Source organism: Acinetobacter sp. ANC_7654, from assembly GCF_056779855.1.
Genome location: NZ_JBWYIR010000003.1, coordinates 187318 through 209291, shown reverse-complemented (window position 1 = coordinate 209291; position 21974 = coordinate 187318). Strand labels below are relative to the sequence as shown.

The 21974-nt window shown below is 37.7% G+C and carries 22 protein-coding genes and 1 riboswitch; of the genes, 11 read left to right on the top strand and 11 right to left on the bottom strand.

Annotated elements, in window-relative coordinates:
* Positions 1-3: 3 nt before the first annotated feature.
* Complete coding sequence (locus AC1M86_RS05360; RefSeq protein ID WP_481607426.1) at positions 4-546, bottom strand: PadR family transcriptional regulator; 543 nt, start codon at positions 544-546, stop codon at positions 4-6.
* Positions 547-684: 138 nt separating this feature from the next.
* Here AC1M86_RS05360 and AC1M86_RS05355 point away from each other — a divergent pair, with 138 nt between their 5' ends.
* The 3 genes from AC1M86_RS05355 (at position 685) to AC1M86_RS05345 (ending at position 4415) form a co-directional block, all read left to right on the top strand.
* Positions 685-2709, top strand: a complete 2025-nt coding sequence (locus AC1M86_RS05355) for a 2,4-dienoyl-CoA reductase FMN-binding domain-containing protein (RefSeq protein WP_481607425.1) — start codon at positions 685-687, stop codon at positions 2707-2709.
* Between the two features lie 146 nt (positions 2710-2855).
* Positions 2856-3263 carry a nuclear transport factor 2 family protein gene (locus AC1M86_RS05350; RefSeq protein ID WP_481607424.1) on the top strand — a complete coding sequence of 136 codons (408 nt, stop codon included), beginning with the start codon at positions 2856-2858 and terminating at the stop codon, positions 3261-3263.
* A 51-nt stretch (positions 3264-3314) separates the two neighbouring features.
* Complete coding sequence (locus tag AC1M86_RS05345) at positions 3315-4415, top strand: YheT family hydrolase (protein ID WP_481607423.1); 1101 nt, start codon at positions 3315-3317, stop codon at positions 4413-4415.
* A 94-nt stretch (positions 4416-4509) separates the two neighbouring features.
* Here the strand turns inward: AC1M86_RS05345 and AC1M86_RS05340 are convergent, their stop codons facing one another.
* The gene (locus AC1M86_RS05340; RefSeq protein WP_481607422.1) at positions 4510-4908 is read right to left on the bottom strand and encodes an internalin; all 399 of its coding nucleotides are present in this window, start codon (positions 4906-4908) and stop codon (positions 4510-4512) included.
* 227 nt (positions 4909-5135) lie between these two features.
* Here AC1M86_RS05340 and AC1M86_RS05335 point away from each other — a divergent pair, with 227 nt between their 5' ends.
* From AC1M86_RS05335 to AC1M86_RS05305, 7 genes are all read left to right on the top strand, one after another.
* A complete protein-coding gene (locus tag AC1M86_RS05335) occupies positions 5136-6776 on the top strand; it encodes a CTP synthase (RefSeq protein WP_035263731.1) in 1641 nt (546 codons plus the stop codon).
* Positions 6777-6808: 32 nt separating this feature from the next.
* On the top strand, positions 6809-7666 hold the full coding sequence (gene kdsA, locus AC1M86_RS05330) for a 3-deoxy-8-phosphooctulonate synthase (RefSeq protein WP_035263729.1): 858 nt from the start codon (positions 6809-6811) through the stop codon (positions 7664-7666).
* A gap of 46 nt (positions 7667-7712) precedes the next feature.
* Positions 7713-9002: a phosphopyruvate hydratase gene (gene eno / locus AC1M86_RS05325; protein ID WP_180027787.1), complete on the top strand. Its 1290-nt coding sequence runs from the start codon at positions 7713-7715 to the stop codon at positions 9000-9002.
* Positions 9003-9269: 267 nt separating this feature from the next.
* Positions 9270-9659, top strand: a complete 390-nt coding sequence (gene ftsB, locus AC1M86_RS05320; RefSeq protein ID WP_035263725.1) for a cell division protein FtsB — start codon at positions 9270-9272, stop codon at positions 9657-9659.
* Positions 9625-10350, top strand: a complete 726-nt coding sequence (gene ispD, locus AC1M86_RS05315) for a 2-C-methyl-D-erythritol 4-phosphate cytidylyltransferase (RefSeq protein WP_481607421.1) — start codon at positions 9625-9627, stop codon at positions 10348-10350. Before ftsB ends, ispD begins: the two co-directional genes overlap by 35 nt.
* Positions 10351-10432: 82 nt before the next feature.
* Complete coding sequence (rodA, locus tag AC1M86_RS05310) at positions 10433-11569, top strand: rod shape-determining protein RodA (protein WP_481607420.1); 1137 nt, start codon at positions 10433-10435, stop codon at positions 11567-11569.
* A 396-nt stretch (positions 11570-11965) separates the two neighbouring features.
* Positions 11966-12054: riboswitch (glycine riboswitch) on the top strand.
* Positions 12055-12193: 139 nt separating this feature from the next.
* Positions 12194-13438 carry a D-amino acid dehydrogenase gene (locus tag AC1M86_RS05305; protein ID WP_481607419.1) on the top strand — a complete coding sequence of 415 codons (1245 nt, stop codon included), beginning with the start codon at positions 12194-12196 and terminating at the stop codon, positions 13436-13438.
* Between the two features lie 42 nt (positions 13439-13480).
* On the opposite strand, the gene nfsB is transcribed toward AC1M86_RS05305, so the two are convergent.
* The 4 genes from nfsB to AC1M86_RS05285 all read right to left on the bottom strand — a co-directional run bounded on the left by nfsB (position 13481) and on the right by AC1M86_RS05285 (position 16160).
* Complete coding sequence (gene nfsB / locus AC1M86_RS05300; RefSeq protein ID WP_035263717.1) at positions 13481-14134, bottom strand: oxygen-insensitive NAD(P)H nitroreductase; 654 nt, start codon at positions 14132-14134, stop codon at positions 13481-13483.
* A 113-nt stretch (positions 14135-14247) separates the two neighbouring features.
* Entirely contained in the window at positions 14248-14667 is a 420-nt protein-coding gene (locus AC1M86_RS05295; RefSeq protein WP_035263715.1) for a hypothetical protein, read from the bottom strand.
* A 135-nt stretch (positions 14668-14802) separates the two neighbouring features.
* A complete protein-coding gene (locus tag AC1M86_RS05290) occupies positions 14803-15534 on the bottom strand; it encodes a UDP-2,3-diacylglucosamine diphosphatase (RefSeq protein WP_035263713.1) in 732 nt (243 codons plus the stop codon).
* 116 nt (positions 15535-15650) lie between these two features.
* Positions 15651-16160 (bottom strand): peptidylprolyl isomerase, encoded by a 510-nt coding sequence (locus AC1M86_RS05285; RefSeq protein WP_035263711.1) that lies wholly within the window; start codon positions 16158-16160, stop codon positions 15651-15653.
* 165 nt (positions 16161-16325) lie between these two features.
* On the opposite strand from AC1M86_RS05285, the gene AC1M86_RS05280 reads away from it, so the two are divergent.
* Positions 16326-18047, top strand: coding sequence for a glutamine--tRNA ligase/YqeY domain fusion protein (locus AC1M86_RS05280; protein ID WP_481607418.1), 1722 nt, complete (start codon positions 16326-16328; stop codon positions 18045-18047).
* Positions 18048-18265: 218 nt separating this feature from the next.
* Here AC1M86_RS05280 and AC1M86_RS05275 read toward each other — a convergent pair whose 3' ends face one another.
* From AC1M86_RS05275 to AC1M86_RS05255, 5 genes are all read right to left on the bottom strand, one after another.
* Entirely contained in the window at positions 18266-18853 is a 588-nt protein-coding gene (locus tag AC1M86_RS05275) for a lecithin retinol acyltransferase family protein (protein ID WP_481591057.1), read from the bottom strand.
* A gap of 147 nt (positions 18854-19000) precedes the next feature.
* Positions 19001-19237, bottom strand: coding sequence for a hypothetical protein (locus AC1M86_RS05270; RefSeq protein WP_092766368.1), 237 nt, complete (start codon positions 19235-19237; stop codon positions 19001-19003).
* 114 nt (positions 19238-19351) lie between these two features.
* Entirely contained in the window at positions 19352-19585 is a 234-nt protein-coding gene (locus AC1M86_RS05265; RefSeq protein WP_035263705.1) for a hypothetical protein, read from the bottom strand.
* 242 nt (positions 19586-19827) lie between these two features.
* Positions 19828-20913 carry a tRNA (uridine(54)-C5)-methyltransferase TrmA gene (gene trmA, locus AC1M86_RS05260; protein WP_481607417.1) on the bottom strand — a complete coding sequence of 362 codons (1086 nt, stop codon included), beginning with the start codon at positions 20911-20913 and terminating at the stop codon, positions 19828-19830.
* 85 nt (positions 20914-20998) lie between these two features.
* The gene (locus AC1M86_RS05255; RefSeq protein ID WP_035263702.1) at positions 20999-21898 is read right to left on the bottom strand and encodes a LysR substrate-binding domain-containing protein; all 900 of its coding nucleotides are present in this window, start codon (positions 21896-21898) and stop codon (positions 20999-21001) included.
* Between the last annotated feature and the right edge of the window lie 76 nt (positions 21899-21974).

Here is a 21974-nt window from a genome sequence, read left to right as displayed (position 1 = left end):
CCTTTATTTTGTATTCATTATTTTCAATTGTGGAATTACACGTTCTAACCAACTGATCCAACCTTGCTCTAATTCAATGCCTAATTGAAGAATCATTTTATGAATATAGAGTGTACGGTCATCATTATCTTTCTTAGCAAAATCTTTATCGTAAATCGCTTGATATATTTTTAACTTATTTTTATGAATCTCTAAATGAGATTCCAATTCTGTCAACACATTATTACCACCTAGTTGTGCTTCAGCTCTTAAACGCACCATCAATTCTTCTCTGAGTTGGGCAGGCTCACTATGCTGTACCATCCAATTGGCAAGTTCAGTTCGACCTAGAGCATCAACTTTATATTTTTTCTTTCTCGAGTTGGGATCACCTTCATCAATAGTCGAAATCCAACCTTTTTTTTGCATAGCATTGAGTTCACGATAGATTTGTTGGTGAGTTGCATTCCAAAAGAATCCCATAGAACGGTCAAAGCGACGCGCAAGTTCAATACCTGTACTTGGTTTTTCAATGAGACTGGTCAACAAAACATGTGCTAAAGACATAAATCATATATCGTAAAATGTTGAATCAACTTTATTATGCAACATGTTGCATAAAAAGCAAAATTAGAATATATATTTATGCAACAAGTTGCATGAAACACACAATAATAGCAAGCAAACGCGAGCCATGAGGTCAGAATGTCAAATTATCCAAACTTACTTGCACCACTAGATTTAGGTTTTACCACTTTAAAAAATCGTGTATTGATGGGTTCAATGCACGTAGGTTTAGAAGAGGTTGAAGGTGGCTATGAACGTATGGCCGCATTTTATGCTGAGCGTGCTCAAGGACAGGTCGGTCTTATCGTGACTGGGGGGATTTCACCCAACGATGCTGGTGTGACTTTTGCTGGAGGGTCAAAATTAGACTCGATTGCTGAAGCTGAGAAACATAAAATCATTACACAAGCAGTACATGATGCTGGCGGTAAGATTGCAATGCAGATTTTGCATACTGGTCGATATTCATATCAGCCTGAAAATGTTGCACCATCAGCAATTCAGGCACCAATTAATCCAGTTAAACCTCATGCTTTAAGCTCGGCTGAAGTTCATCAAACCATTGATGATTTTGCTAACTGTGCAAAGCTGGCTCAATATGCAGGTTATGATGGTGTTGAGATTATGGGGTCTGAAGGTTACCTCATCAATGAATTTATCGCAGCACGTACCAATCACCGTGATGACGAATGGGGTGGGAGTTATGAAAACCGCATTCGTTTGCCGATTGAAATTGTAAAACGTACCCGTGCAGAGGTGGGTGAAAACTTTATTATCATTTATAGACTTTCGATGCTCGACTTGGTTGAGGGCGGTTCAACGCTTGAGGAGGTCATCCATCTTGCAAAAGAAATTGAGAAAGCCGGAGCGACTATCATTAATACAGGGATTGGTTGGCATGAAGCGCGTATACCCACGATTGCAACGAAAGTACCTCGAGCAGCATTTACATGGGTGACAGAAAAGCTAAAAGGTGAAGTTAATATTCCATTGATTACCTCAAATCGTATCAATACCCCTGAAATGGCTGAACACGTGTTAGCTTCAGGTCATGCAGATATGATTTCTATGGCTCGCCCAATGCTTGCAGATGCAGAATTTGTACTAAAAGCTGAACAGGGTAGAAGTGACGAAATCAACACGTGTATTGGCTGTAACCAAGCGTGTTTGGATCATATTTTTTCACTCAGAATTGCGTCATGCTTGGTTAACCCACGTGCATGCCATGAAACTGAACTCATTTTTAAAGAAACCCATACGCCTAAAAAAATTGCTGTCATTGGTGCAGGTCCTGCAGGATTGAGTTTTGCTACTTATGCTGCTGACCGTGGTCATCAGGTCACCATTTTTGAGGCAGCCGATCAAATTGGTGGTCAATTTAATATTGCAAAAACGATTCCAGGAAAGGAGGAGTTTTATGAGACATTGCGTTACTTTAAGCGAAAAATTGAGTTGCAGCCTTTAATTCAATTAAAACTTAACCATACTGCAACTTTTGAAGAGCTCAATACAGATCAGTTTGATGAAATTGTCGTCGCTACAGGTGTGACACCTCGACATTTAGATATTGAAGGAATTGATCATCCAAAAGTGTTGTCTTATATCGAAGTTTTAAGAGAGAAAAAAACAGTCGGACAGCGTGTTGCGATTATTGGTGCTGGTGGTATTGGTTTTGATACTGCTGAGTATCTAACCCATGAGGGGGAAAGTGGAAGCTTGAATCCTCAAAAATTTTATGATGAATGGGGAATTGATACATCATATTCTAATGTAGGAGGTTTAAAACCTGCTCAAGTAGAACAGCCATCACGTGAAATCTACTTATTACAACGTAAAGCCACTTCAGTTGGTGCAGGCTTGGGTAAAACGACGGGTTGGATTCATCGTACTGGATTAAAAAATCGCGATGTAAAAATGATTCCAGGTGCAACGTATAACAAGATTGATGACCAAGGTTTACATATCACAATCAATGATCAAACTACCGTCTTAAACGTGGATCATGTGGTGATTTGTGCAGGTCAAGAGTCATATACGGCTATGTTTGATCAACTTGAGCAGGCAGGTAAAAAAGTTCATTTAATTGGTGGGGCGAAAGAAGCGGGTGAGCTAGATGCAAAACGTGCGATTCGTCAAGGTGCTGAATTGGCTGTCAAGATTTAAGCCATAAAATTTCTCTCTTATATTATAGATGAAAGTGCAAGAAGAGGATTTGGAGAGGGTACTTAATTAAATGAGACCTCTCCTTGACGCAGTATTCTCCCTTTTCTTCTAAAAGGTTGGACTGATACAACAAAAAGGACATAAAAATGACACTCGAAACCACACAAAAATCTATTCAACGTTGGCACCACATGCTTGAAACACGTGATTTAAGTCTATTGAATGAGCTTTTGTCTGAAGAAGTCGTATTTAAATCACCCGTCGCGTTTAAGCCTTATCCAGGCAAACAAGTTGTTACTTTTATTTTGACCAATGTGATTGAGATCTTTGAAAATTTTCGTTATCACCGTGAGTTCTATACAGCAGATGGGCTCAGTGTTGTGCTCGAATTTTCCGCAAATGTCGGTAAAAAAACATTAAAAGGGATTGATATGATCCAGTTTAATGAGCAAGGTCAAATTATTGACTTTGAGGTGATGATTCGGCCTAAAAGTGGTTTAGAAGCTTTGGCGTTGCAAATGGGCCAACGTATGGCTCAATTTCTACCTAAATAAATTAGGCATGTTTTTGGCTTATGAATTGGAGTAAGTAGATTCGGAGTCTGTATGAATCTTAATCAGCGTTTCAAGTGGATGCAAGAATTCACTCAAACCCAACTTGATCATTTTACTGGTGCAGCTATACCTTCAATCTATTTTAATCCGCAAGGTGAGTTAGCCCATGTGATTTCAAACTTGAAACGTTTGCATTATAAATATAGACCAACGCCGTGGCTCTCGAATACGCATGCTCACTTGGTGTATTTTGATAAAGTTCGAAAGAAAACCGTAAAATTAGAATATGACTTCATTGAACAGTTAACAATGTCTGATGGCGGAACGACGGGTATTGCTTGGTATGGCATGCATCTTTCTGCGCAAACGCCAACTATCTTAGTGCTACATACCATTACTGGAAGCCCAGCCAGTATGAGAGAATTGGTCAGAGACTTACATCAAGTAACTGGTTGGCGTATCGCATTGTGTTTAAGACGAGGGCATGCAGGTCTACCACTTTCAGTTCCTAAAATTAATCTCTTTGGAAACACGCAAGATCTAAGAGAGCAGATCGAACGTATTCAACAGCGCTTACCATATTCTAAATTGTATGCAGTTGGGTCTTCAGCAGGAACTGGATTATTGGTTCGATATTTAGGTGAGGAAGAAAGCTCCACACCAATTCAAGCGGCTTTCGCACTTTGTCCTGGATACAATACGGAAACTGGTTTTTCAAATGTTCATCCTTTTTATAGCCGTTTGATGGCAAAAAAGTTAAATGCACATTTTTTAAAACCGTATGAGCAACATTGGCGAAATTTAGAAAGTTTAAAGCAACTGAGTGTTGCTAAAGATTTATTTGATTTTGAAAAAACATATTATCAGTTCGCTGGATTTGAAAATTATGACGCATATTGTAAAGCGACAAATCCCATCTATGTCTTTGAGAAGATTAGAGTGCCGTTGATGATTTTAAATTCGGAAGACGATCCAGTATGCCATATCCGCAATTTAGAGCCTTATAAAGAAGTGATTCAACATATGCCGAACATGGCAGTAGTGACCACAAAAAAAGGAAGCCATTGCTGTTTCTATGAAGGTAATAAAAATCCAGAATCTTGGGCACACAAATTAATTGCAGAATTTTTTTTAGAATTAGAGAAAGCCTGACAATTTTTGTTGTTTATAAATGAATAACAATTTGACTTTCATTCATGTTGACATAAAAAACCGAGTCATGTCACTCGGTTTTTTAATCTGAAAATTAGTTTTCTAAAGCAGGGGTAGCAGCAGCAATAGCAGCGGCAACAGCATCATCTTCAGATTGAGAACCACCCGTTGATGCACTTGGAGAAGGTGTAGGGCGTTCTACATTTTCAACAGTTGGTGCTGGCGCAGGATTCGTTTGTGCAGGAGCATCACGGTATTCACGACGAATAGTCGCTGACGTATTGTTTGTCTCCTGATGCTCAATTTCAACTTGAGTTGGTGGCTCAGGTTCGATTTCAGGTTCAGAAATCTCTATGTTCTCAATTTGTTCTGCCTGTTCAGTTGTTTCAACAGTTTGTTCCTGTTCTTCTTCCTTAGGCGCTTCTTTTTTTACACATGCAGTAACGAGGAGTGCAGATAAGATTGCACCAGCGATTAAAAGTTTTTTATTCATAGTTGCTCAAAACAAACTAGCTAGATCGACTAACGTAGTATAACAGCAAATTAACAGATGAAAATCACTGAAAGTGTGCGTGAATCTTTATTGGAAATGATGATAGAATAACCAATTGTTTATTGTTCTTTGAATTGATGCGGATTGACTTTGCTTTATAGGTACAGAGTAAAGTAAAATTGCGCAACATTGCAGGCCGATTTAGGCTCGATTGTACGAGAAACCCAATGACCCATTTTATTTTCGTTACTGGTGGTGTTGTTTCATCACTAGGTAAAGGTATTTCAGCTGCTTCAGTTGCTGCACTTTTAGAAGCCCGTGGATTAAAAGTAACCATGGTGAAAATGGATCCATACATTAATGTCGATCCAGGGACGATGAGCCCGTTCCAACATGGTGAAGTTTTTGTCACAGAGGATGGTGCGGAAACTGACTTAGACTTGGGTTATTACGAACGTTTCTTGCGTCGTGCGAAAATGACCAAGCTTAATAACTTTACATCTGGTCGCGTGTACCAAGACGTTTTAAATAAAGAGCGTCGCGGTGATTACCTTGGTGGAACAGTTCAAGTTATTCCACACATTACAGACAATATTAAAGAACGTGTTCTTCGCGCTGGCGAAGGCTATGACGTTGCTATTGTTGAGATTGGCGGTACAGTAGGTGACATTGAATCTCTCCCATTCATGGAATCTGTTCGTCAGTTAATGGTTGAACTTGGTCACAAACGCACAATGCTGATGCATTTAACGTTGTTGCCATATATCAAGTCAGCTGCAGAGTTGAAAACAAAACCAACTCAGCACTCGGTGAAAGAATTACTTTCAATCGGTATTCAACCAGATATTTTGATCTGTCGTACTGAACACGATGTTGATGCTGATACAAAGCGTAAAATTGCGTTGTTCACGAACGTAGAAGCTCGTGCAGTTGTGGTGTGTAAAGATGCACGCACAATTTACGAAATTCCACGTACGTTCTATGAACAAGACGTTGATGATTTAATTTGCGAGCGTTTTGGTTATAACGATTTACCAGAAGCCGATCTTTCAGATTGGGATAATGTCGTAGAAGCATTATTAAACCCTGAGTACACTGTTCGTGTTGCGATGGTGGGTAAATATGTTGAACTTCCAGATGCTTATAAATCTGTGAACGAAGCACTTTTACATGCGGGTATCCAAAACCGCGTTAAAGTTCAAATTGATTATGTCAATGCCGAAGAACTTGAAAGCCAAGATGTAGCAGAAGTGTTGAAAGATGCTGACGCAATCTTAGTTCCTGGTGGTTTTGGCGAGCGCGGTACTGAAGGTAAGATGCAAGCGATTAAATTCGCACGTGAGAATGGAATTCCATTCCTTGGTATTTGCTTGGGTATGCAACTTGCGGTCATTGAATACGCACGTAATGTTGCTGGTATTGTAGATGCAACTTCAACTGAATTTAACCGTTCAACTAAATCGCCTTTAATTGGTTTGATTACGGAATGGTTAGACGAACGTGGTGAAGTACAACAACGTTCTGTAGATTCTGATCTTGGTGGAACAATGCGTCTTGGCGCTCAAAAATCAGAATTGGTTGAAGGCACTAAAACTGCAGAAGTGTATGGTTCAGTAGAAATTATTGAACGTCATCGCCATCGTTACGAAATGAATAATCGTTATATTCCTACTTTAGAAGAAAAAGGTATGAAAATTTCTGGTTATTCACCAATCCAACGTTTAGTTGAAACTGTTGAAATTCCTCAACATCCTTGGTTTATTGCTGTACAATTCCACCCGGAATTTACAAGTTCTCCACGTGATGGTCATCCATTATTTGCTGGTTTTATTGATGCTGCTAAAAAACAGTATCAAAAATCGAAATAATGAATGTCTTAGGACATAACTAGGAAGTTTAAATGTCACAATTAAAAGCACAAGAAATTGTACGTTTAGGCGATATACAAATGGCAAATCATTTGCCATTTGTATTATTCGGCGGAATGAATGTACTTGAATCAAAAGATTTAGCTTTTGAAATTGCAGAAACTTATGTTGATATTTGCAAACGTTTGGATATTCCATATGTTTTCAAAGCAAGCTTTGATAAAGCAAATCGTTCGAGCTTAAATTCTTTCCGCGGACCTGGTCTTGAAAAAGGAATTGAGTGGTTAGCTGACATTAAAAAACATTTTAATGTACCCATCATTACAGATGTTCATGAACCATATCAAGCAGCACCTGTGGCTGAAGTGGCTGACATCATTCAATTACCTGCTTTCCTCAGCCGTCAAACAGATCTTGTTGAGGCAATGGCAAAAACTCAAGCCATTATCAATATCAAAAAAGCGCAATTCTTAGCACCGCATGAAATGCGTCATATCCTGCATAAATGTTTGGAAGCCGGGAATGACAAGCTGATTTTATGTGAGCGTGGCTCAGCATTTGGTTACAACAACTTAGTTGTCGATATGCTTGGTTTCGACATCATGAAAGAAATGAATGTGCCAGTCTTCTTTGATGTGACACATGCACTTCAAACCCCAGGTGGTCGTGCAGATTCAGCAGGTGGTCGTCGCGCACAAATTACGACATTAGCGCGTGCGGGTATGGCTACAGGTCTAGCAGGTCTTTTTCTGGAAGGACATCCTGATCCAGAAAAAGCAAAATGTGATGGACCTTGCGCTCTTCGAATGTCTCAACTTGAGCCATTCTTAGCTCAGCTTAAAGAATTGGATACCTTGGTTAAAGGTTTCAAAAAATTAGATACACACTGATGCAGCGTTAGACGCATCGTTTTATTAATCAACTGAGGAATTGTTCATGAGCCAAATCGTTGACATTCGTGCACGTGAAATTTTGGACTCTCGTGGTAACCCAACCATCGAAGCAGACGTTATCTTAGCATCTGGCGTAGTTGGCCGTGCATGTGCACCATCTGGTGCTTCAACTGGTTCTCGTGAAGCTTTAGAACTTCGTGATGGCGATAAAGCACGTTACTTAGGTAAAGGTGTTAAAACTGCTGTGAACAACGTAAACACGTTAATCCGTGACGCGTTAGTGGGTAAATCAGTATTCGAACAAAAAGACATCGATAATACGATGATCGCTTTAGACGGAACTGAAAACAAAGAAAAATTAGGTGCGAACGCAACTTTGGCAGTGTCTTTGGCTGCTGCGCGTGCTGCTGCTGACGAAAAGAAAATTCCTCTTTTCCAATACATCGCAGACCTTCGTAACAACAGCATTTTAACAATGCCTGTTCCAATGATGAACATCTTAAACGGTGGTTCACATGCGGACAACAACGTTGATATCCAAGAGTTCATGATTGAACCAGTTGGCTTCACTTCATTCTCTGAAGCACTTCGCGCAGGCGCAGAAATTTTCCATTCTTTAAAATCAGTTTTAAAGAAACAAGGTTTAAATACTGCTGTTGGAGATGAAGGTGGTTTCGCGCCGAACTTACGTTCAAACGAAGAAGCAATCACAGTTATCCTTGAAGCGATTGAAAAAACTGGCTACAAAGCGGGTTCTGACATTATGCTTGCGCTTGACTGTGCATCTTCAGAATTCTACAAAGATGGTCAGTACATCCTTGCTGGTGAAGGCAATAAAGCATTCACAAACAACCAATTCTCTGACTACCTTGCTGGTCTTGTAAACCAATATCCAATTATCTCTATTGAAGATGGTTTAGATGAATCTGATTGGGAAGGTTGGTCTTACCTAACTTCGATTCTTGGTGACAAGATTCAATTGGTTGGTGATGATTTGTTTGTTACAAATCCTAAAATCCTTCAACGTGGTATCAACGAAAAAGTTGGTAACTCTATCCTGATTAAGTATAACCAAATCGGTACGTTGACTGAAACTTTAGATGCGATCTATCTTGCTAAAGCAAATGGTTACTCTACAGTGATTTCTCACCGTTCTGGCGAAACTGAAGATTCTACAATTGCGGATCTTGCAGTAGGTACTGGTGCTGGTCAAATCAAAACTGGTTCACTTTGCCGTTCTGACCGTGTAGCGAAATACAACCAATTACTTCGTATTGAAGAATTAACGAATGCTATTTACCGCGGTAAAGCTGAGTTTAAAGGTTTAAATTAATCGTTTAGATTATTTTGAATTTCAAAAAACCACTCTGTAAAGAGTGGTTTTTTTTTGTTATTAAGCTATGAAATAAAAAGTGTAAATATAATGACTCTAGAATATTCAATAACTTTTGATATTTAACAGTACATATTTTTAAAAGAAATCAATCAATGTGAATTTGTTTAACATTTGCATATTTAACACAGTTACACATACTACCTTTCTTTGTTTTAGGGTATATTAGTGCTCTAATTTCATGATGTTAACTAAGCCTCAAATATAATGTTAGACGTCTTTAAAACTACTTCAAGTAAAGTGATTTTGCTGGTGGCAATAATTTTAATTGCCATCTTTCAATATCGCTTTTGGCTCGGTGAAGGAGGATATTTCCCTCATCAGGCGCTACTTCAGCAAATGAATCAACAAGCTGAAACAAATGAAGAGTTAAAAGAGCGTAATCGTATTCTGGCTGCTGAAGTATATGATCTAAAAAATGGTGTAGAGGCGATTGAAGAACATGCACGTTTAGATCTTGGCTTAATTAAGCCTCATGAAACGTTTATTCAAATGAGTACAATCAGTACGAATTACAAGCCGATTTACATCGACCCAAATGCTAACGTAGATTTAAGAACCAATGAGTCTAGACAACCTGAATCTGAACAACCGTAAATTATGGGCTATTATTCCGGCAGCAGGTTCTGGTAGTCGATTTTCCAAATCAGCGTTAAAGCAATATCAAATTATCCAGAATAAAACTGTACTTGAGCATACTGTAGAACGTATTGCTCAATTGCCTATTGCTGGCTATGTGTTGGCAATCTCAGAGCATGACCAATTTGCTCAGACACTTCAATTTGCTAAATCAGAAATCCTTCATTTCTGCTTAGGTGGTCAGGAGAGGGTTGATTCTGTACTTAATGGTTTAAATTATTTAACCAATATTGCAGATGAAAATGATCTGGTGTTTGTGCATGATGCTGCTCGACCTTGTGTGAGCTTGAGTAATTTAGAATCTTTGATTCGCCATGTTATCGAATCTAAGCATAGCGCAATTTTAGCAACGCCTGTACGTGATACTTTAAAAAGAGTAGATCAGTCGAGTGCCATTGAAAAAACTGTTGATCGAAGTGCATTGTGGCAAGCACAAACTCCACAATTGTCGACCATTAAATTGCTAAAAACCTCGATTGAACATGCATTAACTTACAAGATCACAATCACGGATGAAGCGAGTGCGCTTGAATATGCTCATCATCCAGTAGATGTGGTGATTGGACGATCTGATAATATTAAAATTACTTATCCTGAAGATTTAGAACTTGCTCGTCTGATTCTTCAGTCACAGTCTGACTCGAAATAATTTAGTTTTATGTTTGGGACTTTGCTTAAATAGCCAAAACATTGTCTTATAATAACGCCACTTAGAATATGCAATTCAGCCAATGATACCTTCACAACAGTACCGTTTTTTGCGTCATGCCTTGAGAGATGGACGAACAATCAAACATGATTCGTCACGTTGGACTAAATTACATTTAGATCCATGGTTACTTGGTTTTTTGATATTAAACGCAGCTTTTGGACTCATGGTTGTTTATAGTGCAACCAATCATGATTCAAGCATGGTGATTCGTCAGGCGACCAGTTTTGGTATCGGTTTTATTTTGCTGTTTATTTGTGCACAAATTCCTCCAAAAGTTTATCAAATTGTCAGTCCTTATCTGTATGCATTTTCGATTGTGCTTCTGCTTTTGGTATTGATAATTGGTGATGTCCGCTTAGGCGCAAAACGCTGGATTTCTATTCCTGGATTAGGGAGTGTGCAGCCCAGTGAATTTATGAAATTTACGATGCCACTCATGATGGCTTGGTTTTTCAGTCTGCGGACTTTACCACCCAAATTTATGCATATTCTCTTTGCATTATTTCTGATGATGATTCCTTTTGTTTTAGTCGCATTACAGCCTGACTTAAACATTGGATTAATTATTCCCGGAATTTTTGTCATTTTTTTAAGTGGTATTTCTTGGCGTTTGATTGGGGCTGTGGTCGCTGGGTTTGCAGTGGTTGCACCATTATTATGGAATTTCTTTCTACAGGAATACCAAAAAAAGCGAATTTTAACTTTATTTGATCCTGAATCAGATCCGCTAGGTGCAGGGTGGAATATCATTCAGTCTAAAATTGCGATTGGTTCTGGTGGACTATTTGGTAAAGGTTTTAATGAAGGAACACAGTCTCATTTAGGTTATCTCCCCGAACATCATACAGACTTTATTATGTCTGCTTATGCAGAGGAATTTGGCTTTTTTGGTGTGTTCGTATTATTTGTTATTTTTGCTGCGATCATTATTCGTTGTTTGATTATTTCCATGAACAGCTTCCATAATTTTGGACGTCTTTATGCCGGTGCGGCAGGTTTAACTTTCTTTTTCTTTGTGTTTTTGAACAGTGGAATGGTGAGTGGAATACTTCCAGTAACGGGTGATCCATTGCCACTCATGAGTTATGGTGGTACGGCAGTCATTGCAACGCTTGCAGGTATGGGCATTGTAATGTCTATACATACTCATCGCTAAAACATCTAGGGTTGACAGCAAATTTTCAACTCACATTCTGCTTACTCTCACATCTATTGAAACTTTGAGCTTCAATGATTGCTCTAATCAGTCATTACACTTTTATGCTGAAGAAGATGAAAGTGTAGATGGAAGTTGATCTATGCTATTTGAGAGAGTAACTCTAAAATAATTAACTTATTTCCTCATTTTTTTGTAATAACTAAATTTTTATCGATGGTAGAGAAAATTTGAGCTAAACAATGATCTTTGTAACGTTTCCCAAGCTAAAAATTCCTGTCTTAGCTGTTGTCTTAAACTTGGTGATCCATTTGTATAAAAATATTTTTTAAAATTGATTTTCGTAGATGTATAAAAAAATTAACTATGGCATATTAATTGCTGAATAAGAATTAAACGAATATTGCAGGAGAGAGGTCTTCTGTAGATCCGCCGAAGGAGCAACGACCCCGGAATCTCTCAGGCAAAAGGACTGTAATTATTCTCAATCATCTGGAGAGAAGTCTAATGATGTTTAGACTCACCGAAGGGGATGGAAATAATCATATGTTATGAAGATTTCCGAAGCTCTCAGGTACCGTGACAGATGGGGCATTGAAAATATAAAATTTTCAAGGAGCTTTTATGTCACATATTATGGTGATTGGTGCTGGCATTACAGGAATAACCACTGCCTACGAATTGTTAGAACTTGGTTATCAAGTCACGATTTTGGATAAAAACTTATACCCAGCAATGGAGACTTCATTTGCGAATGGAGGTCAACTCTCTGCATGTAATGCAGAGGTGTGGAATCAGAAAGCAACGGTACTGAAGGGTATCAAGTGGATGACCCAAAAAGATGCACCATTATTACTCAACCCATCTTTTGATTTGCATAAATACGCTTGGCTGATTGAATTTATGGGTAATATCAAGCATTACGAAGCCAACACACAAGAAACGGTAAGGCTGGCATTATTGGCAAGAAAACGGCTATTCGAAATTGCACAGAAAGAAAATATTCAATTCGATTTGGAAAAGCGTGGAATTTTGCACTTTTATCATAATCAGCAGGATTATGATGTCGCAATAAGAGTGAATGATTTGTTATGCAAAGGTGGATTAGAGCGTCACGCTGTTACAAATGGAGAAATTCACAGTATTGAACCAAGTTTGAAGGGAGAATATTACGGTGGTTTTTATTGTCCTGACGATGCCACAGGAGATATACACAAATACACCACGCATTTAGCCCAAGTGGTGGCGAATAAAGGTGGGAAATTTTTATACGGTGTAGAAGTTGAAGATTTAAATCTGGATCATTCAACAGAACAAGTTTCAGCTAAATATCGCGCTTGTGATCCTAAAAGTAGAGATATACCCGATGGATTTATTCAAGCTGATGCAATGGTCATTTGTGGTGGAGTTGGAAGCTATCATTTAGCACAACAGGCTGGAGATCGTGTCAATGTTTATCCAGTGAAAGGGTACTCGATTACAGTTCAGTTGAATGATGAACATAGCCAACAACATGCACCATGGGTAAGTTTATTGGATGAAAGTGCAAAAATTGTGACGTCGAGATTAGGTCGAGATCGTTTAAGAATTGCTGGTACTGCAGAATTTAATGGCTATAACCGAGACATCCGTATGGATCGCATACAACCTTTGGTTCATTGGGTGAATCGTAATTTTGATATTTCAACTGAGCATTGTGTCCCTTGGGCTGGATTAAGACCGATGATGCCGAATATGATGCCAGTGGTAAGACAAGGGAAGCATCCGAGAGTCTTTTATAATACCGGTCATGGGCATCTGGGTTGGACGCTGTCAGCTGCAACTGCTGCAATGATCAGTTTAGAAATTTCACAGAAAATAGCGGCTTAATGAAAAGCCACAATAGCGTGAAAACTATTGTGGCAAATACATTTATAGTCGAGTGAAAACTTGATCTGCATTCAAACGAGATTTAGGTAATTTGGCATTAAAATCTTTTTCACTTCGATAACCAAGTGCCAATAGCACTGATGGAATCAGGCCTTTTGCGTCAAGATTTAACTCTTCAGCGATAATTTTTTCATCGAATCCTCCAATTGGAGTGGCATCGATACCTTCTAAACCTGCAGCAAATAAGGTTTGCCCAAGTGCAATAAAAGTTTGATTTTCAGACCAGCGCTGGATATCGCCTTTTTCGTTGCGATAATAATCAACATAGCCTAAGCGCGTATCTTTTTGAGCTTGTTTTGCTTGGTCATCTTTAAAACGACCACTGATTTCATCTTGATTTAATAATCGATCTAGATGAGAGTCTGTAATGTCTTTATGCGTACAAAACAGAATTGTGTGTGAAGATTCAAGGACTTTGGGTGCATTATAAACATACTTACCAACCAGTGCTTTAGCAATGCGCTGTTTGGCTTCATCAGTTTCGATGACAAAGAAATGCCACGGTTGAATATTGATAGATGAAGGTGCGAGCCTTAAAGATTCCAATAATTTTTCAAACTTTTCTTGAGGGATCTTTTTTGAAGAATCGTATGCTTTGGTGGTGTAGCGAGATTGGGAGATGTTTAACAAATCCATATTATCCTCCGATTATTCACAATATATTCATCTAAAAATTTTAAATGACTCTGAACTTAAATATTTTCTATAGTTGATGCTAAATGATATGAAAAATCTGACTTGTCTTTAAATCAATAGGCATATTTTAAATCAGTATATTTTTCTAATGACATTGCAATTTGTTGGTTGATAAATGCGCGCACATCTTCTTCAGTCATAGGTTGACCATTCTTGCTGATATTATGTTCGATCGGTGCTTGGTCTGCGGCCTTAATTTTGTAGACAAGGTGGGTGATCAATTCGTAATCGTTATTATGGTTTACGATGTTAGTCACATATTGATATGAATGCTCAAAGTTGAGATCTTGATGGGAAAATATAAATTGTTCAAAGATTGTCAATGCGGCGCCATCAGCAAGATTTTTGAGTTCATCAATAATTGTGGCATCTAGCCGTACATCATAACGTTCAGAGATTGCTTTACCATCGATTAATAATGACACTTTATCATCTTCATGGTGTTGAACAGTAATATTGCTGAAATTAGACATGACAAACTCACGAATTGAATTGAGTCGTTATTATCATATGCAAAAAAACTTAAAGCAAAACATACTGATTAATATTCAAACATTGAGTGAAATTTCAATTTAAAGGTTGATGAGATCATTATAAAAATAGAGGAACTAATAAGACCATGTTTTCAGTGTCAGATCATTGATTGACTGCTTAGAGAATTTCGATTGATTAATTTCCAAAATTTGAGCTTGATCCAAACGCCAGTCGCCTAAAACAATTCTTCTTTTATCTTGAGAGATATGGATTTGAGGGCGATGCGTATGACCATGAATTAGTAAATCAACTTCTTTCAATGCATCGTGGACAGCATCTTGATTTACATCCATGACATCATAAGATTTAAATTCTTTTGATTCGTGGCTTTTTTTTCTAAATCCATTTGCAAGTTGAGTACGAAAAGAAAGTGGGGTATTCCGCAGTATCCAAATGATGAGTGGATTTCTGATTATTTTTTTAAAACGTTGATAGGCGACATCGTCTGTACACAGTGAATCACCATGTTCTATACGAATTTGGACGTCATTTATTTTTAAGTTAGAGACTTCGGACAATAAGATGCCACCAAATTTATTTAAAAAAATTTGATTCAGCGCAAAATCACGATTGCCGACAGAAAATAAAACTTGATTTCCCTGAGCAGTAAATCTTTTTAAGCGTTCAACGATTTCATCGAGCCAAGGAGCTGTATAGTCATCACCAATCCATGCATTAAACCAATCACCTAAAATATAGAGTTGGGTTTGCTGGTCTTGATAATGATCTAATAAATCTAAAAACCCTCGAACGAGTCGAGGGTGTTCAGGTGACAGGTGTAAATCTGAAATAAACAGATAGGTCACTTAATATTCCTTATTTGCCTACATCCCCATCAACTTTATATGGGGAAAAATCCCTTGAACATGATATTCGTTTTAAAGCAGTGCTTGAAAACTTAATAAGTTAAGGGGTAGGTTTTTTATTCAGAGATAATTTTAGCAGATTCGATCACAACGTTTTCTAGTGGAACGTCAGCGTGGTAGCCACGGTTACCAGTGCGAACGCCTTTGATTTCATTAACAACGTCCATACCTTCTACAACTTTACCAAATACTGCATAACCCCAGCCTTGAGCTGTTTTACCCGTATGGTTAAGGAAAGCATTGTTTTTTACGTTAATGAAGAATTGTGCAGATGCTGAGTGAGGAGCTTGAGTACGTGCCATGGCAATCGTACCTTCGTCATTGCTTAAACCGTTGTCAGCTTCATTTTCAATAGAATCGCGAGTTGCTTTTTCTTTGAAGTTTTCATCCATGCCACCGCCTTGGATCATGAAACCGTCAATTACACGGTGGAAAATTACGCCATCATAAAAACCATCACGAACGTACTCTAAAAAGTTAGCAACAGTTTTAGGTGCTTTTTCAGAGTTAAGCTCTAGAACAATACGTCCTTTATTGGTGTTTAATTCGACTTGAGGAAAACTCATTCTATAATCTCCTGATCATGGACAAAAAGCCATGGGTTTGTGGTTGAGAGAAGCATAAGCAAACTGTAAACTACAAGGCAAGCAAAAACGTTATTTTCTTTGTTAATAATATGAAGATAGCGTTTTAATTATCCTATTTTATCTTATAGAAGTGATTTATCAACTATGAAGCCGAATGATGTTGTTTCATCCCTGCCAAATACCCCGACGACTAACAATCCATCAGTCGATGCTGCGCAGCAAGAACAACAACCGGGCTTAGACTTTGTACGTCAAGTAATTACAGAAGATCTTGCAGCAGGGCGTACAGATAAAGTCGTGACGCGCTTTCCACCAGAGCCTAATGGTTATTTACACATTGGACATGTTAAAGCGATTTGCCTGAATTTTGGTATTGCAGAAGAATTTTCTGGTTTATGTAATCTTCGTTTTGACGATACAAATCCAGATGCAGAAGAACAAGAATATGTAGATGGTATTGCGAACGATGTTAAATGGCTCGGTTTCGACTGGAATGGTGAACCACGCTACGCATCAAGTTACTTTGATCAATTGTATCAATGGGCGATTCAATTAATTAAACAAGGTGATGCATATGTCGATTTGCAATCTCCTGAAGAAATTAAGCTGAATCGTGGAAATTTTGTAGAACCAGGTAAAAATTCTCCGCAACGTGATGCAACGGTTGAAGAAAACTTAGCACGTTTTGAACAAATGCGTAATGGTGAGCTTGGAGAAGGCCAAGCAGTACTTCGTGCCAAGATTGATATGGCATCACCGAACGTACATATGCGTGATCCAATTCTTTACCGTGTTTTACATTCTGAGCATCATCAAACAGGCGATACGTGGAAAATCTATCCAATGTATGACTATGCTCATCCTTTGTCTGATGCGATTGAAGGCATTACGCACTCGTTATGTACGCTTGAATTCCAAGACCATCGCCCGTTCTATGATTGGGTTGTCGCTAAGGTAAATTCTCCAGCAGTTCCACGCCAGTACGAATCAAGCCGTTTGAATGTTGATTACACCATCACCTCAAAACGTAAATTACGTAAGCTGGTCGAAGGTGGTTACGTCAATGGTTGGAATGATCCACGTATGCCTACAGTCGTGGGAATGCGTCGTCGTGGCTTTACTCCAGAAGGCTTACGTGATTTCTGTAAGCGTGTGGGCGTATCTAAAACTGATGGTATTGTCGATGTTGCAATGCTTGAATTCTGCATTCGACAATCATTAGAAAATACTGCTGCACGTGGTATGGCGGTATTGAATCCTCTTAAAGTGACATTGACCAACCTTCCAGAGGATATGGATTTAACACACGCACGCCATCCAAATGTTGATATGGGTGATCGTGTAATTCCTCTGACTTCTGAATTGTATATTGATCGTAAAGATTTTGAGGAAGAGCCGCCTAAAGGGTTTAAACGCTTAATTCCTGGTGGTGAAGTCCGTTTACGTCATGCTTATGTGATTAAATGTGATGAAGTGATTAAGGATGAAAATGGCGAAGTTGTTGAACTTAAATGCTCTATCGATCCGCATACTTTAGGTAAGAATCCAGAAGGTCGTAAAGTCAAAGGTGTTATTCATTGGGTATCTGCAAATAAAGGGATTCCTGCTGAAGTTCGTATTTATGATCGTCTATTTACTGAAGCCGCACCTGATGCGGACGATGATTTCTTAGCGAATTTAAATCCAGATTCTCTAAAAATTGTTCAAGCGGTAATTGAGCCTTCTTTAGCTCAAGCGAAAACTGAAGATCGATTCCAATTCGAACGTGAAGGTTATTTTGTCGCTGATCAATTTGATCATACTGTTGAAAAACCTGTCTTTAACCGTATTTTGGATTTAAAAGATAGTTTTAAGCCTGCAAAATAAAGTTTGGTAATATCAAAAAAAGCCTGATTGATTCAGGCTTTTTTTTATTCAAATTTAGGTTAATAAATAATTTTTGTGATTAAATTCACATGATTAGATAAAGGTGAGTATTTAAGAATAATTTAATAAGTTATAAATAAAAACTAAAATAACATTATATTTCAAATATATATTTGACTATTTGGATTTTCAAGCGCATATTTAATTCAACCGAAAGGTTAATTTGAAACTTTGTTTTCCTCGAAACCCTGCTTAAGCGGGGCTTTTTTTTGATTTAGTTTCTGATGTTGCTGTAAAGCGATATACACAGGGCCTTTCAGTTTGCGCTGATCATTTAACTTTTTCTTAATATAAAATACCAAAGCAAAACAGGTGGTTGCTAAAGTTAAAAGAAGACTATTTAAGTAGCTCATGAGTGAGCTGATATAACCAATGGTGGTGAGTCTATTCATCATTTTGATGACTTGTGGACTACTTTCGATGCCCGTGATCGCCCAAGAACATAAGTGTTCACAATTATTAATAATGAGATGATAGTTATTTTCATGCATTCGAGAGCGCATTCGTCTTACGACAGCACGACCTGAATATTTGGGGGTGCTATAATGCCGAATCGTAATTTTTTTGCCATGTGCAAATTTTTGCAGAGATGTAATTTCGATCGGATGTTTTTTAAAGAGATGAGCAAAACCTGAATAATGAATAACACGACCCTTACCCACATAAATACCATGATGTGAATAACCAAAATGCTTAACAATTAAGTGAGCACCAAGAGGGAATGTTTTGACGTGTTTATGCCGCATTTATAAAATATTCCAATAACTTTACAGATGTACATTTATTGAAAGAGAGTCCACAGTATAACCGAATTGGAAATAAATAATGAGGTATAAATACAATATAAGCACCCTAAAAAAGGTGCCTAAATTTTTTATTCAACTCAAATGAAGTTATGAGAAGAAAGCATTTTGTGCTTCACAATTTTTAATTGCATCTTCTTTAGGAAGCTGTTTAATTTGCTCTTCAAACTCGATTTTTTGACGATCTATGGCAGTTTGAGGAATACCGCTCTCTTTCGCTAATTTTTCAATGTTGCCCCAAACTTCCTCACATGCTGAAGGTAGCTTATTACAACCACTAAGCGATATGAAAGTCGCCCCTAAAATAATGAATAGAATATTTTTCATTGAATCCCCAAATGTATTTTTAATTATCCTATGAGCTTATCTTAATTGAACATTTTTAAATTGAACAGAAAATTTATCATAAAAAAAGCACTGTCTATGCAGTGCTTTTTTTCTTTACTGAAGGGTGATTTTGTTACTCAATAAATCAGTAAGATCTTTTTTTGAATAGCCACGCGAAATAAGAACTTTTTTGATTCCGCGGATTACATCTTCATCTGATGCCTTTTGTAAAGCCTCGATCAACTGATCGTTAGTCTTACATGAACAATCATTTTCAACACAAGCAATTTGATTTTTATGCTCGTTCTGCTGCGAATCTGATGAAAACAGCTTTTGCCAAAAACTCATAGAGCCTTCATTTGCAACCAAAGATAGGTCGAAATATAGTCGATTTAAAATTTAATGCAAGTTTGTAATCGTGATTTAAGGCACATTTTAAAATAAATATTTCGATGATAAACCTAAAGTTTAACGAAATTATGACATTGAAAAATTAAATTTTTCTTTATTCATATGATTTTTAAGTGAAATTCAAAAAGCATAAAAAATGGACAGTGTAAGAACTGTCCATTTAGTAAGAAATAAATTGTTTAAATTTTCTCTAAAAGAACGCCTGACTCGACATGGTGGGTATAAGGAAATTGATCGAACAGCGCAAATTTAGTGATTTTATGAGTTTCCGATAACATCTTTAAATTGTCGTGCAAAGTATCTGGATTGCATGAAATATAAATAATACGGTTAAAGCGTTGAAGCAGCTTCAAGGTATCATCATCAATGCCTGCACGAGGTGGATCTACAAATACAGTATCGAAGTCATAACTTTGAATATCAATATTGGCTTCTTGTAAACGTCTAAACTCACGTTCTGCATTGAATGCTAAGGTAAAATCTTCAGCTGAAAGGCGAGCAACTTGAATATTATTAATTTGATTTTGCTCAATATTCCATTGCGCTGCATAAACTGATGATTTAGCCAGTTCCGTTGCTAGAACGCGATTAAACTTTAGCGATAATGGAAGGGTAAAATTACCATTACCGCAATAAAGCTCTAAAAGATCTTTATCACTGGTTTGAGCTGCATTACATGCCCACGCCAGCATTTTTTGACAAACTTGCGCATTAGGTTGCGTGAAGCTACTTTCAATTTGCTTATATTTGAATTTACGGTCAAATACTTGTAATTCTTCAACTACATATTCATCCGTCAATACAATTTTTTGACCACGGCTGCGACCAATAATCTTAATATTGAGTTTTGAAGATAAATTTTTTGCTAGTTGTTCCCAGTCTTGATCAAGCGGACAACGATATATCAATGAAACCAGCATTTCACCGTTCAACGTTGAAAGAAAATGTACTTCAAACAGACGCTTAGAGAGCACTGCATTTGATTTTAGTTCAGACAGGAGAACTGGCATTAAATCATTAATAGATTTATCCGCGATTGGAAACTCATCAACACGTACAACTTTCTTTTGAATACCATCTTCCGTGCGTTCAAACATGGCATAAAACATATCATCTTCTGTATGCCAAATACGGAACTCAGCTCGCATACGGAAATGTTTTTCAGGAGATGAAAAAACTTCTAGTTCAGGTGGTTGATATTCAGCAAATTGATTGCGGATACGTTCAATTTTTGCATCAAGTTGTTGTTGATAAATAGAAGTCATAAAATCTAAAAAAAACTAGCACAAAGCAGAGTGAATGGTAGCAAATAATAAGCCAACATTCTTCTAAATCTTTATGCTGTTGTGACTATCTTTTGGTGAGGTGCTCAACTAAGTAGTCGATGAACACTCGTACAGCTGGTAATAAACCACGGCGAGAAGGGTAAACCACATGAAAAATACCGTGTGGTGCATTCCAGTTAGGCAGAACCTTAACAAGACGCCCATCTTTAATATAATCTTCAACAATACTGTCTGGGAGTAATGCTACCCCACAATTGTCACTTGCAAGTTGTGCAAGCATAAGTAAGTCAGAGCCCATCACGACTGGACTCACTTTGACTTTAATCGATTTGTTGTTTGAATCATGTAGTACGAGTTGTTGATCAGTATGTTCATCAACCATACTTAATATTCGATGATTTGAGAGTTCTTCAGGTTTTTTGATAGATCCAAATTCATTGAGATAAGCCTGGCTGGCGAAAAGATGTTGTTCAATATTTTCAAATTTTCGAATGACCAAACTTGGGTCATCATCCAAACTTGAGCGAACACGAAGCGCTAAATCAATTCCTTCATTGATGATATCGACACGTCGATTAGTAACCATCAATTGAACTTTGATTTCAGGATACTGCTTAAGGAAATTTGGCAGTATTTTGGTCATTTCATGCTGGGCAATTGATACGGGTAAACTGACACGAATTAAGCCTCTTGGTTGTTCACTTAAATGATCTACCAAATCATGAGCAGATTGGGCAGCATTCATCATTACTTGCGCATGGCGATAAATGTTCATCCCAATATCAGTGACAGCAAAATGACGTGAACTACGTTGAATAAGCCTTACACCGAGATTTTCTTCTAAATTATAAACACGTCGACTCAATTTTGATTTGGGAATGTCAGTTGCTCGCTCGGCAGCGCTAAAACCACCATGTTCGACAACAAGGGCAAAGCAATAAAAATCATCTAAATCTGAAAGCATGGATTCATTCCATATATGCGACGTTTTGTTAAAAAATACATTATTGTTCTGAATAGTCAATTGAGTTGCTGTGTTT